This is a genomic window from Brevundimonas sp. FV1ps31S (genome assembly GCF_058681265.1).
In genome coordinates, this window is the sequence record NZ_CM178735.1 from 2,553,759 (window position 1) to 2,568,717 (window position 14,959).

10 protein-coding genes are annotated in these 14,959 nt (G+C 69.5%); 2 read left to right on the top strand and 8 right to left on the bottom strand.

All coding sequences use genetic code 11. The features are described 5' to 3' along the window. Positions 1-8 precede the first annotated feature (8 nt). Positions 9-3,446 (top strand): chromosome segregation protein SMC, encoded by a 3,438-nt coding sequence (gene smc, locus ACVPT3_RS12215; RefSeq protein WP_492041154.1) that lies wholly within the window; start codon positions 9-11, stop codon positions 3,444-3,446. After that, a complete protein-coding gene (locus ACVPT3_RS12220) occupies positions 3,443-3,856 on the top strand; it encodes a surface-adhesin E family protein (RefSeq protein ID WP_492041155.1) in 414 nt (137 codons plus the stop codon). Before smc ends, ACVPT3_RS12220 begins: the two co-directional genes overlap by 4 nt. Here ACVPT3_RS12220 and ACVPT3_RS12225 read toward each other — a convergent pair. The 8 genes from ACVPT3_RS12225 to ACVPT3_RS12260 all read right to left on the bottom strand — a co-directional run bounded on the left by ACVPT3_RS12225 (position 3,807) and on the right by ACVPT3_RS12260 (position 14,931). Continuing rightward, positions 3,807-4,937: a mechanosensitive ion channel family protein gene (locus ACVPT3_RS12225; RefSeq protein ID WP_492041156.1), complete on the bottom strand. Its 1,131-nt coding sequence runs from the start codon at positions 4,935-4,937 to the stop codon at positions 3,807-3,809. The genes ACVPT3_RS12220 and ACVPT3_RS12225 overlap by 50 nt on opposite strands. A gap of 59 nt (positions 4,938-4,996) precedes the next feature. After that, positions 4,997-6,085 (bottom strand): undecaprenyldiphospho-muramoylpentapeptide beta-N-acetylglucosaminyltransferase, encoded by a 1,089-nt coding sequence (gene murG / locus ACVPT3_RS12230; RefSeq protein WP_492041157.1) that lies wholly within the window; start codon positions 6,083-6,085, stop codon positions 4,997-4,999. A 425-nt stretch (positions 6,086-6,510) separates the two neighbouring features. Beyond that, entirely contained in the window at positions 6,511-7,689 is a 1,179-nt protein-coding gene (locus tag ACVPT3_RS12235) for an FtsW/RodA/SpoVE family cell cycle protein (protein WP_492041158.1), read from the bottom strand. Further along, entirely contained in the window at positions 7,686-9,188 is a 1,503-nt protein-coding gene (gene murD, locus ACVPT3_RS12240) for a UDP-N-acetylmuramoyl-L-alanine--D-glutamate ligase (RefSeq protein WP_492041159.1), read from the bottom strand. Before murD ends, ACVPT3_RS12235 begins: the two co-directional genes overlap by 4 nt. A 4-nt stretch (positions 9,189-9,192) precedes the next feature. Then, entirely contained in the window at positions 9,193-10,302 is a 1,110-nt protein-coding gene (gene mraY, locus ACVPT3_RS12245) for a phospho-N-acetylmuramoyl-pentapeptide-transferase (protein ID WP_492041160.1), read from the bottom strand. Between the two features lie 9 nt (positions 10,303-10,311). Then, entirely contained in the window at positions 10,312-11,748 is a 1,437-nt protein-coding gene (locus ACVPT3_RS12250; protein WP_492041161.1) for a UDP-N-acetylmuramoyl-tripeptide--D-alanyl-D-alanine ligase, read from the bottom strand. Next, a complete protein-coding gene (locus ACVPT3_RS12255; protein ID WP_492041162.1) occupies positions 11,741-13,204 on the bottom strand; it encodes a UDP-N-acetylmuramoyl-L-alanyl-D-glutamate--2,6-diaminopimelate ligase in 1,464 nt (487 codons plus the stop codon). The genes ACVPT3_RS12250 and ACVPT3_RS12255 overlap by 8 nt, the downstream gene beginning before the upstream one ends. Then, positions 13,201-14,931 carry a peptidoglycan D,D-transpeptidase FtsI family protein gene (locus tag ACVPT3_RS12260; protein ID WP_492043819.1) on the bottom strand — a complete coding sequence of 577 codons (1,731 nt, stop codon included), beginning with the start codon at positions 14,929-14,931 and terminating at the stop codon, positions 13,201-13,203. The genes ACVPT3_RS12255 and ACVPT3_RS12260 overlap by 4 nt, the downstream gene beginning before the upstream one ends. Between the last annotated feature and the right edge of the window lie 28 nt (positions 14,932-14,959).

The window sequence follows — 14,959 nt, forward strand, 5'->3', positions numbered from 1 at the left end:
CAGGACCGATGCAGTTCCAGCGCCTCCGGCTCGTCGGCTTCAAGTCGTTCGTCGACCCGGCGGAGGTGCATATCGAATCCGGCCTGACCGGCATCGTCGGCCCCAACGGCTGCGGCAAGTCCAACGTCCTTGAAAGCCTGCGCTGGGTCATGGGCGCCAACTCGGCCAAGGCCATGCGCGGTCAGGGCATGGACGACGTCATCTTCGCCGGCGCTGCGGGCCGTCCTCCCCGCAGCCACGCCGAAGTCCAGCTGACCATCGACAACGCCCAACGCCGCGCGCCCCAACCCTTCACCGACAGCCCGGTGCTGGAGGTGTCGCGCCGTATCGACCGGGGCCAGGGCTCGACCTACCGGATCAACGGCAAGGAGGTGCGCGCCCGCGACGTCCAGCTGCTGTTCGCCGACGCCTCGACCGGCGCCAACTCCCCCGCCCTGGTCCGCCAGGGTCAGATTAGCGAACTGATCGCCGCCAAGCCCCAGAACCGTCGTCGCATTCTGGAAGAGGCGGGCGGCGTCGCCGGCCTGCACACCCGTCGCCACGAGGCCGAACTGCGCCTGAAGGCGGCCGAGACCAATCTGGAGCGGCTGGACGACATCGGCCGCGAGCTGGAGACGGCGCTGAACCGGCTGAGGCGCGAAGCCCGTCAGGCCGAGAAATACAAGAAGATTTCCGCCGAGATCCGCGCCCTTCAGGCCGCCCTGCTCTACGCCCGCTGGAACGACGCCCAGATCGCCGCCGAGGCCGCAGCCCAGGAACTGCGTGACGCGGACCGCGCCGTGGCCGAGACGACGACCGCAGCCGCCGCCGCCCAGACCGCCGCCCTCGCCGCCCAGGAAGCGCTGAAGCCGACGCGGGAAGAAGACGCCGTCGCCTCCGCCCTGCTGCACCGCGCCAGCCTGGAGCGCGACCGGCTCGACATGGCCGAACAGGCCGCCCGCGCCGAGGTGGACCGTCTGAAGGCCGAGGCCGCCCGCATCGCCGCCGATACTGAGCGCGAGACCAATATGGCCGCCGACGCCCGGCGCGAACTGGACCGGCTGGACCACGAACTGACCCGTCTCCAGGCCGAGATCGCCGCCGCCCCCCAACGCGGCCCCGAACTGGACAAGGCCCTGGCCGCCGCCGAGGACGCCCGCAAGGCCGCCGACGCCGAGGTCGAACGCCTGGCCGGAACCCTCGCCGCCGTCGAGGCCCGCGCCAACGCCGAGGCCGCCCGCCGCCGCGACGCCGAAACCCGCCTGACCCGCGTCGCCGCCCAGCGGGATCAGGCGCAGCGCGAACGCGACGCCCTGGGTCCGCTGGAAACGCCCGAGCTTGAGACCGCTCGCCAGGCGCTGGAGACCGCCCAGGCCGAGCTGACCGCCGCCCGCGAAGCCGTCGAGGCCGCAGAGGCCAAGCGCGGCGACCTGGCCCGCGCCGAGCAAGAGGCCCGCACCGCCGCCCGCGCCGCCGAAGATCGGCTGGGTCGGCTCCAGACCGAGGCGCGCGGCCTGGCCCAGCTGCTGGTCGGCGGCAAACGCGACCATCCGCCCGCCCTCGACAAGGTCCGCGCCGACCGGGGCTATGAAGCCGCCCTCGCCGCCGCCTTGGGCGAAGACCTCGACGCCGCGCTGGACGCCCGCGCCGCCGCCTATTGGGGCGGCGCCGAGCCCCGCCCGCAGGTCTGGCCCGCCGAGGTCGAGCCCCTGTCAGATCACGTCCAGGCCCCCGAGCAACTGGCCGCCCGCCTGGCTCTGTGCGGCGTCGCCTCCCGCGCCCAGGCGGCCGAGCTGGCCCGCACCCTGCCGGTCGGCGCTCGTCTGGCGACGCCCGAGGGGGACCTGTTCCGCTGGGACGGCTTTGTCAGCCGCGCCGAAGCCCCCCGCCCCGCCGCCGTCCGCCTGGCCCAACGCACCCGTCTGGCCGAGCTGGAAGCCGAGATCGACAAGGGCAAGCCGGCCCTAGAGCAGGCGCAGGCGCAGCAGAAGACCACGGCCGAGGCCTTCCGCTTGACCGAGGAGACGGTCAAGGCCGCCCGCCTGAAGCCCTTCGCCCTCGACAAGGCCGTCACCGCCGCCCGCGACCGCGTCGAAAGCCTGATGCGCGACCAGACCCGCCGCGAGGCCCGCGCCCAGGCGCTGGACGAAGCCCTGGCGCGCCTGACCGCCGAAGTGGCCGAGGCCGAAGCCGCTCTGGCCGCCGCACAGGCTGTCGACGCCCCGTCCGAAACCGTGACCGGCCTGCGCGACGACTTGACCGCCGCCCGCGCTGCCGCCGACACGGCTCGCATCGCCGCCCAGACCGCCCGATCAGACCGAGACGCCGAGGCCCGTGACCGCCAGGGCCGCGAACAGCGCCTGGGCAGCCTGACCCGCGCCCGCGACGGCTGGATCGCCCGATCCAAGGACAGCGGCGCCCGCGTCTCCGCCCTGGCTAAGGACGCAGAGAAGACCGCCGCCCTGCTGAAACAGGCCGAGGTCGCGCCCCAGGGCTTTGCGGAACAGCGCAGCAAGCTGCTGGATGCGCTGACCGCCGCCGAACAGCGCAAACAGGCCTCGTCCGACGCCATGGCCACCGCCGAGACCGCTGCGGCCGAGGCCGACCGCGCCGCCCGCGCCGCCGACGCCGCCGCGTCCCAGGCCCGCGAGGCTCGCGCCGGTCTGGCCGCTCGCGCAGAGGCCGCAGCAGAGAAGCTCACCGAGGCCGAGGCGACCTTGCGCGAGACCGCCCAGATGTCGCCGGAAGATCTGGCCCGCAAGCTGACCGACGAGGCCGTGGCCCGCCCGCCCGACGCCGCCGGCGCCGAGAGCCTGCTGTACGGGCTGGAGCGCGAGCGCGAGGCCCTGGGCGCCGTGAACCTGCGCGCCGAGGACGAGGTGGTCGAATACGGCGACCGGCTGAACAGCATGAGGTCGGAGCGGATCGACCTGACCCAGGCCATCGCCAAGCTGCGCGATGGAATCGACGAACTGAACGCCGAGGGTCGCGAGCGGCTGGTCGCGGCCTTCGACGTGATCAACGCCAACTTCAAAGCCCTGTTCGAAGCCCTGTTCGACGGCGGCCAGGCGGAGCTGAAGCTGGTGGAGAGCGACGATCCGCTGGAGGCCGGGCTGGAGATCTACGCCTGCCCGCCCGGCAAGCGGCTGTCGGTCATGAGCCTGATGAGCGGGGGCGAGCAGGCCCTGACGGCGGCGGCCCTGATCTTCGGCGTCTTCCTAGCCAACCCCGCGCCGGTCTGCGTGCTGGACGAGGTCGACGCTCCGCTGGATGACGCCAACGTGGACCGGTTCTGCAAGATGCTGCACGAGATGCGGTCGCGGACCGACACCCGCTTCATCGTCATCACCCACAACCCGGTGACCATGAGCCGGATGGACCGGCTGTACGGCGTCACCATGCCCGAGCGCGGCATGAGCCAGCTGGTCAGCGTGGACCTGCACCAGGCGGAGAAACTGGTCGCATGATCGCCCTGCTGCTCGCATTCGCCGACCCCCAACTGGTCGAGACCGGCGTCGGCCGGTTCGCCGTCTACGCCGATGTCGCCTCCATCGAGCGGGAGGGCGATACGGCCCGGATGCGCGAGCTTCAGGTGACGGAGGCGGGGTTCAAGGTCGGGGATGTGACCTATGTCGGCGGCTGGTCCCGCTGGGCCTTCGACTGCCGGGCGCACACGGCGGATCGGCTCGATTTCGCGTCCCTGCGCGAAGACGGAACCGAAGGCCCCGCGACCGCAGACCCCGCCCCGGCCTATGCGGCGGCTGCGGGCGGCGACGCGGCGGAGCTGCAAGCCGTAGCGTGCGGGGCCGCCCCGGATCGCGAGCCGATCAGGCTGGACGAAGCAATCCGTCGGGGCCAGACGGCGTTGAAGGACTGACCGGTCGGTCCGATCCTTGCGGCCATTCCAGGCGGTCGCGCGGCAGGGCTTCGCGACATTCGTCGCGCATGAAGGCCATCAGCTTCTCGCGGATCTCGCAGCGCAGGTCGAAGGCGACGCCGGCGGAGCGGGCGCTGGCCAGGCAGCGGACCTGGATCACCCGTTCGGTGATGTCGGTCACCTGCATGACCTGAACGTCGCCGTCCCACAGTTTGGACGATTTGACGATGCCTTCGAAGGCCGTGCGCAAGCGGTCGATCGGGGCTTCGTAATCGACGTAGAAGAAGGCCGAACCGATCAGGCGGGCGTTCTCGCGGGTCCAGTTCTGGAAGGGCGTCGAGATGAAGTAGGACAGGGGCAGGACCATCCGCCGCCAGTCCCAGATCTTGACCACCACATAGGTGGCGGTGATTTCCTCGACATTGCCCCACTCGCCTTCGACGATGACGGCGTCATCGATGCGGATCGGCTGGGTCAGGGCGATCTGGATGCCGGCGACCATATTGGTCAGGATCGGCTGAAGGGCCAGACCCGCGATGATGCCGACCACCCCGGCCGATGCCAGCAGGCTGACCCCCCACTGGCGGAAGCCGGCGATGGTCATCAGGGCCAGGCCCACGGTGACGATGAACAGCACGACCTTCGCCACCCGCTGCAGGATGCGGGTCTGGGTCAGGTGTTTGCGGGCGAGCAGATTATCCTCGACTGCGATATTGTAGCGCTTCAGGTACATGACCGACCACATGTCGAGCACGCCCGAGGCCAGCCAGCCGACCGTCAGGACGAACAGGAAGCGCAGCACCTCACGGATGTCGGCAGAGGGGGCCGGGTCCATCGGCGACACGGTCACGCCGATGCCGATGCCGATCAGGATCATCATCACGCGCAGCTTCATCCGCGCCCGCTCGACCACGCCGCGCCAGAAGACGTCCCGCTTTTTCACCACGCGTCTCAGGATGACGAAGACGATCTTATGGGCGATCCAGCCGCCGGCCACGAAGCCGGCGATCACAAGGATGATGACCGCCCATTCGGGCAGCCAGGCGAAACGGGCCCACAGGTCATGGACCTGGCGTGTCATGGCGGAGATTTCTGGAGGCATTCCTCCATAACGCGCGAGACCCGATCCGGTTGAAGCTGTCAAACCTTCGCCGTCGCCTCCACCAGATCGGCCAAGCGTTCGGCGGCGTCAGGAATGGCGACCGAGCGAGCCGCCGCAGACATGGCGGCAAGGCGGGCGGGGTCGGACAACAGGCCCTCCAGGGTCGCCGTCAGGCCCTGAACCGTCAGGTCGTCTTCCAGCACCATCTCCGCCGCCCCGGCGTCGACCAGGGCCTTGGCGTTCAGGCGCTGGTGGTCGTCCATGGCGATCTTCAAGGGGATCAGCACCGACGGCAGGGCCGCGACCGCCAGTTCGGCGCAGGTTGAGGCGCCCGAACGGCCGACGACGAGGTGCGCCTTCGACAGCCGTTCTGCCATGTCGCGGAAGAAGGGGGCGACCTCGGCCTCGATCCCGGCCTCCAGATAGATCTGGCGGGCGTTCTCCAGGGTTTCGGGCCGCGACTGCTGCTGCACCTTCAGGCGCCGGCGCAAGGGCTCCGGCAGGGCGGCCAAGGCGCGGGGCGTGGTCTCGGACAGGATGCGGGCGCCCTGGCTGCCGCCGGTGACCAGGACGTGGATCGGGCCGCCCTCGACCGGGGCGACATATGGGCGGTCGAACAGGGTGCGGATCTCGGCCCGCACCGGCGAGCCGACGACGTGCGAGCGGCCCTGGACCTTGGCCGGCGCCCGTTCCAGCGTCGGGAAGGACGAGGCGACCTGGTTCACATAGGGGGCCAGGATCCGGTTGGTGCGGCCCAGGACCGCGTTTTGCTCATGGATGACGGTCGGGCGTTGCGACGTCACCGCCGCCACCAGGGCGGGCGCCGAGGGATAGCCGCCGAAGCCGACGACCACGTCCGCCCCCAGCCGGTCGAAGGCCGCCCGCGCCTGCATCACCCCCTTGAAAATGGCCACGCCGGCCTTGATCAGGCCCAGCGGCCCGGAGCCGGTCGCCGCGTCCAGGGCCAGCCGTTCCTCGGCCGGAAAGGCGTGGGCGTATTGCTCGCCGCGATGATCGGTCGCCAGCACCACGCGCCAGCCGCGCGCGGCCAGTTCCCGCGCCAGGGCCTCGGCCGGGAACATGTGGCCGCCGGTTCCGCCGGCGGCGACGACGCAGAGTTTGGACATCAGTGACGGTCTCCGAAGGGCTGGGTCTGCATAGGCTTAATTCTCTGCATGGGCACGTCAGAGTGTCGTAAAAACAGGGTGACAAACCGCCAAACCGCCACTGCATTCTGCATTGTTTGAAGCCGCTCCTTTAGCCCTGAACCTTTGTGGACGACAGGATGGCACGGATTTCGGGAGTGGTAGGAAGATGAGGGGTCGATGCGGTCAAAGCCTTGATTAAGCTGACACCCGCGATTCGGATTATGCGCGAAGCCCCATACTTCCCATCGTCATCCTAGGCCTTGTGCCTAGGATCCATACGCCCGGTGTCCGACATCGCAGTTCGAGCGGCGCCGCTCGAGTCTATGGATCCTAGGCACAAGGCCTAGGATGACGAATCATAAATGAAGCTCGCCCTCTGGAAGCCGGGCGACAAATAAAGCCGTTTACAGCAACCGCCGCCCCGGCCGCGCCAGGCTGGCGCCCGGCTCATACGCCCCCGGCCGACGACGGGTCAGGGCCAGGGCGAAGCCCATGGTCAGACCCATGGCCAGCATGGACGAGCCGCCGTAGCTGATGAAGGGCAGGGTCATGCCCTTGGTCGGGATCAGGTTCAGGTTCACGGCCACATTGATACAGGCCTGAAGCCCGATCAGCATGAACAGGCCCGCCGCCGCCGTCTGCTCAAACGGGTCGGTCAGCTTCATCGCCCGGCGCATGCCCCGCACCACGATGAAGGCGTAGAGGCCAATCATGATCAGGCTGAGCACCAGACCGAATTCCTCGGCGCCGACCGAATAGATGAAGTCGGTGTGCAGGTCGGGGACGTGACGTTTCATCACCCCTTCGCCCACGCCGCGTCCGACCAGGCCCCCGGCGCGAATGGCCTCAGACGCGGCGTCGATCTGATGGGTGTCGGTGGTCTCGGGCGAGAAGAAGCGGCTGAGACGGTCGCGCATATGGCCGAAGACGAAATAGAGCGACACCAGGCCGGCCATGCCGGCGCTGGCCAGGACCGCCATCCATTTGAACGGCACCCCGGCCATGAAGAAGACGGCCATGAAGGTGGTGGTGATCAGCAGGGTCTGGCCGATGTCCGGCTGGATCAGCAGCAGACAGACGGTGAGGGCGTAAAACCCAAACGCTATGGTGACGCCGGGCACCCCCTGCCCCTTCTGCGCCTCAGCGAACATCCAGGCGGCGAAGACGATCAGGCCGGGCTTGGCGAACTCGGACGGTTGCAGGCTGAAGGGGCCGAAATTGACCCAGCGGGCGGCGCCCTTCACCGTGTCGCCGATGAAGGGCAGGGCCATCATGACCACTATGGCGCCGAACAGGGCCAGGACGGCGATGCGGCGCACTCCGCGCGGGGACAGCAGCGAACTGGTCAGCATCAGGGTCAGGCCCAGGCCCGAGAAGACCATCATCCGCCACGAATAGTGGAAGGGGTCGGTGATCGATTCATCGGCCAGGATGGCGGCCGGGCTGGAGGCGAAGCTGAGCGCCACGCCCAGCCCCATCAGTGCGAGGGCCGCGCCCAGCAGGCCGCGATCCACGGTCCAGAACCACTGGGCGACCGGGCTCTGGTCGTTGCGCGAGAAGGCGGGGGTGTAGGAGGCGCTCATCGGGCTGTCTCCGGGGTTGCGCCGAGGGCCAGCACGGCGGCGCGGAACGCCTCGCCCCGCACCTCGAAGTCGGGGTACTGGTCGAAACTGGCGCAGGCGGGCGACAATAGCACGATCTGGTCGCCGCCCGCAGCCTGGGCGTTGGCGGCGGCTGCGGCGACAGCGGCGTCCATGGTCTTTGAGATGACGTGGGGGGTGTCGCGCCCCTTCGCGCAAAGGGTCGTGGCGAAGGCTTCGGCCGCCTCGCCGATCAGATAGGCCTTAGCCACGCGCGGGAAGAGGTCGGTCAGGTCGTCGATGCCGCCGTCCTTGGGCTTGCCGCCCGCGATCCAGAAGACCTTGGGATAGGAGGACAGGGCTTGGCGCGCGGCGTCGGCGTTGGTGGCCTTGGAGTCGTTGATGAAGCGGACCGGGCCGATATGGCCGACGGCTTCCATCCGGTGGGCCAGACCGGGGAAGGTCAGAAGGCCTTTGACGGCGGCGTCATGCGACACGCCCAGGGCGCGGGCTGCGGCATAGGCGAAGGCGGCGTTCTGGGCGTTGTGCCGGCCGGGGAGCGAGCGAGCGGCGGAGAGGTCGGCGAGGATCGCGCCGTCCGACTCTATCGAGGTTGATCGCACCTCTATTCCGCTCATCCCGGCGAAAGCCGGGACCCAGTCCTGTGGGCGCTCCGGCGGTTGCGATGCGGCAGCACGCTGATCCCCGGCATCGTGTCCTGACGAAAGCACTGGGTCCCGGCTTTCGCCGGGATGAGCGGAAGAAATGGTCAGAACACGCGAGGCCAGGTAGCGGACAATTCCCTGCCCCCACTCCTCGTCCACCCCGACCAGGGCCACAGCCTCCGGCCCCTGAGCCTGGAATATCCGTCGCTTGGCCGCGACATAGCCCTCCATCCCGCCATGCCGGTCCAGATGATCCGGGCTGATGTTGGTCAGGATCGCCACGTCCGGCGCGAAGCGGGTCGTCAGATCGAGCTGGTAGCTGGAGACCTCGATCACATAGACGGCGCCCTGCGTCGGTTCTGGCAAGGCTAGCACCCCGATGCCGATATTGCCGCCGACATAGACGGTCAGGCCCGCCTGCTGCAGCACCCAGCCGATCAGGGCGGTCGTCGTGGACTTGCCGTTGGTGCCGGTGATGGCGACTATCTTCGGCCGCTGCCCCTGAGGCAGAACGGCGATGGCGCGGGCGAACAGTTCGATGTCGCCGACGACCGGCACGCCGGCCTCGCGGGCCTTGTCCACGGTCCAGTGCGGCTTGGGATGGGTCAGGGGGGCGCCGGGCGACAGGACCAGGGCGGCGAAGCCGGACCAGTCGGCGTTCGTCAGGTCCTCGACCACGAAGCCTTCGGCCTGGGCCTGAAGCCGGCCCGAGACGCCGTCGTCCCACAGGATCGGCGTCGCACCCCCGGCCTTCAGCGCCCGCGCGGCCGTGATCCCCGACCGTCCCAGGCCGAAGACCGCGACCCGCCTGTCCTCGAAACCGGGAACGGGGATCATGGCGTCAACGCAGCTTCAGCGTCGACAGGCCGACCAGCGCCAGCGCCCCGGCGATGATCCAGAACCGGATGACCACGGTCGATTCCGGCCAGCCCATCTTCTCGAAATGGTGGTGGATCGGCGCCATCAGGAAGATCCGCTTCTTGGTCAGCTTGTAATAGCCGACCTGGATCATGACCGAGGCGGCCTCCATCACGAACAGGCCGCCGACGATGCCCAGCACCAGCTCGTGCTTGGTGGTGACGGCGATGGCGCCCAGGGCCCCGCCCAGAGCCAGCGACCCGGTGTCGCCCATGAAGATCTTGGCCGGCGGGGCGTTGTACCAGAGGAAGCCGGCGCCCCCGCCGATCATGGCGGCGCAGAAGATGGCCAGTTCGCCGGCGCCGGGCACATGGTGGACCTGCAGATACTGGGCGAAGACGAAGTTGCCGGCCAGGTAGGAGATGACGCCGAACGCCCCGGCCGCCATCATCACCGGCACCGTCGCCAGCCCGTCGAGGCCGTCGGTCAGGTTCACGGCGTTGGAGAAGCCGACGATGGTAAAGGCGGCGAAGGCCACATAGAACCACCCGATGTTCAGCAGCACGGCCTTGAAGAAGGGGAAGGCGATCGAGGTCTCAAGACCCGGCGAGGTCGGCGAATGCGTCATCCACAGCACGGTCAGCACCCCGGCGACCACCGCCACGGCTGTCTGGGCCACCAGTTTCTGCTTCGACGTCAGGCCGGCCGAGGTCTGTTTCGTCACCTTGGCGTAGTCGTCGATGAAGCCCAGCACGCCGAAGGCCGCCGTCACGCCCGACACGATCCAGATATAGGGATTGGTCAGGTCGCCCCACAGGAAGACCGCCACGCCGATGCCGGCCAGGATCATCAGCCCGCCCATGGTGGGGGTGCCGACCTTGGACAGGTGGGAGACCGGACCGTCGTCGCGGATCGGCTGGCCCTTGCCCTGTTTGGCGCGGATCCAGTTGATGAAACGGCTGCCCATGGCCACGGCCACAATGGCCGCCGTCGCCAGGGCCAGAGCGGTGCGGACGGTCTGATACTGGATCAGGTTCAGCAGCGGATACTGGTGCGCGATGTCGGCGTAGTAGAGGTACAGAAGATAGAACATGCTGTTTTCCTAAAGCGCCGCTTCGCCGTCCGCCGGCCGTCCCTTATCGTCGTCCTGAAGATCCGCAAGGGCCCGGGCGACGATCGACGCCCGCGATCCGTTCGACCCCTTGACCATGACGACGTCGCCCGCCGCAGCCAGCAGGGGCGCCTCGGCGGCGAGTTCGGCCGCCGTCTCGCGCCAGAGGCCGCGGCGCGAGACCGGCAGGGCCTCGTACAGGCGCCGCATCTCAGGACCCGCCGCATGGACCAGATCAAGGCCGGCCGCCTCGATAGGCTGGGCCAGTCCCTCGTGCAGCGCGCGGCTCTGGTCGCCCAACTCCAGCATGTCGGTCAGGACGACGATCCGGCGGCCCGCCGTCGGGCGGGCGCCCAGGCTGCGGAAGCCCGCCGTCATCGACAGGGGATTGGCGTTGTAGCTCTCGTCGATCAGGGTGAAGGCGCCGCCGCCGGGGATGTTGACGGTGCGGGTCTGGCCTCTTCCCGCCAGCGGCTGGAACCCGGCCAGGGCCTGGAGCCCTGTCTCCAGTGCGACGTCGAGGGCGTCCAGCATCAGCAGGACACACAGGCTGTTCAGCCCCCAGTGGGCGCCGGACTGGGCCAGCCGATACTCCAGCGGCTTGCCGAACAACTCTGCGAAGACCGTCGCCCCCTCGGCGTCCGGGCGGAAGTCCTTGAGGCGGGCGTCGTGCCCCGGATCGGTCCCGAAGGTGACCAGCCGCGCCCCGACCGCCCTGGCCGCGTCGCACAACAGGCCCGAGAAGACGACATCGCCGTTCGACACCGCCGTCCCGCCGGGGACGAGGCCCTGGAAGATGGCGGCCTTTTCGCGCGCCACTCCCGCCTCGCCGTCGGCGAAGGCTTCGATATGGACCGGGCCGACCGTGGTGACGCAGGCCGCGTGGGGGGCGACGAATTTCGACAGGGGCGCGATCTCGCCCGGGGCGTTCATGCCGATCTCGAACACGGCGCGTTGGGTCTCGACCGGCATCCGCGCGAGGGTCAGTGGCACGCCGATATGGTTGTTGTAGCTCTTGATCGAGGCGTGGGCAGGCCCGGCGAGATCGAGCCCCGCCTTGATGGCCTGGGTCACGCTGGTCTTGCCGACGCTGCCGGTGACAGCGCCGCGTTTGACATGGGGCGCCCGCTCGCGCGCGGCGACGCCCAAGGCTTCGAGTCCGTGCAGAGTGTCCGGCACCACGACATACGTGCCGCCCTCGACGGGGTGGTCGACCAGGGCGGTAGCGGCGCCGGCGGCGAAGGCGGAGGCGGCGAACTCGTGCCCGTCACGCGCGCCCTTCAGCGCCAGGAACAGGTCGCCGGGCGCGATCTCGCGGCTGTTGTAGGTCAGGCCGGTGATCGGACGGTCGTCGCCATGCAGCACGCCGCGCGTGGCGGCGGCGACTTCGGCGGCCGTCCAGAGCGGGCGGGCGGATGTATCAGGCATTCAGCGACAGGGCCTCGGACGCGACGGTGGCGTCGTCGAACGGGTGGGTGACGCCGCCGACGATCTGACCCTGTTCATGCCCTTTTCCGGCGATGACCACCACATCCCCTTCGTGCATCATTTCGATCGCCGCCTCGATGGCCGCGCGGCGATCGCCGATCTCCAGGGCGTCGGGGCAGCCGGCGCGGACCTGGGCGCGGATCGAGGCGGGGTCTTCGCTGCGGGGATTGTCGTCGGTGACAATGGCGACGTCGGCCAGACGGCCAGCGATCTCACCCATCAGGGGCCGCTTGCCGCGATCCCGGTCGCCGCCCGCGCCGAAGACCACGATCAGACGGCCGGTCGCGTGGGGGCGCAGGGCGGTCAGCACCGTCTCCAGCCCGTCAGGCGTATGGGCGTAGTCGACATAGACCTCGCCCCGCGTTTCCGCCTGGGACGCGCCGATGCGTTGTAGCCGTCCCTGGGCGCCGGTCAGACCTTCCAGCGTGCCGATCACATCCTCGGCGCGGTCGCCCGCCGCAATGCAAAGTCCCGCCGCCACCAGGGCGTTCGAGGCCTGGAAGGCGCCGGCCAGCGGGAGCAGGATGTCGCGAACATCACCCCGTACGTCCAGGGTCAGGCGCTGACCCTCCGGCGTCGCCTGGCGGCCGATCAGGGTCAGGTCGCGCCCGCGCTCGCCTACGCCCATAACGCCCAGGCCCGCCATGATCGAGGCCGAAGCAAAGGCGGAATAGGCGTCGGAATCGGCGTTCAGCACCGCCGTCCGCCCGCGCGGCAGCAGGGCCTCGAACAGGCGCAGCTTGGCGGCGCGATAGTCCTCCATCGTGCCGTGATAATCGAGATGATCCTGGGTCAGGTTGGTGAAGGCCGCCGCCTTCAGCGCCACCCCGTCCAGACGCCGCTGGTCGATGCCGTGGGACGAGGCCTCGACCGCCACATGAGTCACGTCCTTGGCGGCCAGCTCGGCCATCAGGCGGGCGGCCTCGGCGGCGTCGGGACTGGTCAGGCCGGGGCCGGTCAGGGCGTAGGTCTTGTCGCCCTTCTGGCCGACGACGCCCAGGGTGCCCATGCTGGCCGACTTGTGGCCCAGACCGGCCCATATCTGGCGACAGAAGGCGGCGACCGAGGTCTTGCCGTTGGTGCCGGTCACCGCCACACAGGTCTTGGGCTGGGCGCCGTAGAAGCCGCGCGCCGCGATGGCGTAGGCCCGGCGGACGTCGCCCGAGGTCACCAGCACCGGCGCGGCGCTGTCCGGGGTGTCGCTGGGGGCCAGAACGGCGGCCGCCCCCTGGGCCAGGGCCTGGGGGATAAAGGCGCGGCCGTCCGCCGTCGTGCCCGGAAGGGCGACGAACAGGGCGCCGGGCGCGACCTTGCGGCTGTCGGCGGTCACGCCGGTGATGACGGGATCGGACGCCAGGTCGCGGCGCAGCAGATCGGACAGGTGAAGCGCGCTCACAGGCCGTCCCCCTGCACGTCCTGATATTCCGGGATCTTTTCGCCGGTCGCCGTGCGCCAGCGGTCGGCGCGGCGCTCTACGCCCAGGAAGCCGGCGATCCGGTCGGCGATGTTGCGCACGGCGGGCGCGGCCACATAGGCGCCGGTCTTGGGATAGGTCCCCGGCTCGTCCATCAGCACGAAGACGGCGTAGCGTTTGCCGTTCAGCGGCCCGTCCACCGGGAAGACGGCGGCGAAGGAGCCGAGGGCGTGGCTGGGGTCGTAACGGCCGTTGACCAGCTTGTTGGCCGAACCGGTCTTGCCGCCGACACGCAGACCGGGCGCATCGGCGAAACCGCCCGAGCCCCGAACCACATTGGCGCGCATCAGCTCCAGGATGGCGCGCGAGGTCTCCTCGGTGACGATCTGCTGCGGTTGGGCGCCCCGCGCGCCGCCGCGCCGCAGGGACAGGGGCACCATCCGCCCGCCGTTGGTCAGGGCGCCCATGGCCTGAACCATCTGGGCCGGGGTGATCATGATGCCATAGCCGAAGGACAGGGAGGCCAGGGTCGAGTTGTCCCAGCGACGCGGCAGGACCGGGCGCGCCGATTCCTTCAGCTCGATTCCGGCGGCGTCCAGCAGGCCCAGACGGCGGAAATAGTCGCGCATCGTGTCCGGCCCCATCTGCACCGCCAGCTGCGAGGTGCCGATGTTGGACGAATGGAGATAGACCTCCTCCAGCGTCATGATCCGGTTCTGGGCGTGGAAGTCCTTGATCTTGCGATCGCCGATCTGGAAGGCTTCTGACGCGTCGAACAGGGTGCTCATGTCGGCGCGACCGGTGTCGAGACCGGCGGCGACGGTGAAGGTCTTGAACACCGAGCCCATCTCATAATGGCCCGAGACGGCGCGGTTCAGGGTCGCGCCGTCCGGCGCGGCCTTGCGGTCAGACTGGGTGAAGTTCGGCCAGCTGGCCATGCCCAGAACCTCGCCGGTCTGGACGTCGGTGACGATGGCGACCGCGCCCTTGGCCTGGTGCTGGATCGCGGCGGCGGCCAGCTCGTTCTCGACCACGCCCTGGATCCGCAGATCGATGGACAGGGGGAAGCTTTCGCCCCGCTGGCCGGCCGCGCGGATCTCGTCGTTGAAGGCCAGTTCGGCGCCGGAAATCCCCTGCCCGCCCGTATCGGCGTCGCCGATCAGGTGCACGGCCGAGGTTCCCAGCGGATAGGCGCGGCGATCCTCGGGCTCGAAGGTCACCCCGCCCAGGGCCAGGTCGTGAACCGCAGCCTTCTCCTGCGGCGTCAGTCCGGTCAGCGCGATCAGGCGCCGATCCCCGTCCAGCACCTTGTGCAGCCGGGCGGCCGGCAGGCGCGGCAGGGCGCGGCGCAGCTGGCGGAAGGCCAGGTCGCGATCCCAGATTTCGGCCGGATCGAGATACAGGCCATAGTGGATGATGTTGGTGGCCAGCAGTTCGCCGTTGCGATCGGTCAGGTCGCCGCGCACCAGGGCGTTCGGATTGGCGCCCGCCCAGCGACCGCCCGCCTCGCCGAACAGGGCCTTGTAGGAGGCGCCGATGGCCAGCCCAGCGAAGACGCAGGAGAAGACGATCAGGATCAGGAAGATGCGAACGCGGGTGTCTTCTTCCGGTCGGGCGTCGGCGCGGGCGCGTTCGAACCCGTGCTCCAGCCGCCAGATCAGTTCCGACAGACCCCGCCAGAAGGGCGACAGCCGGCCCTGAAGGTCCATGCCCGGCGCGGGCCGGTGATAGCGATGA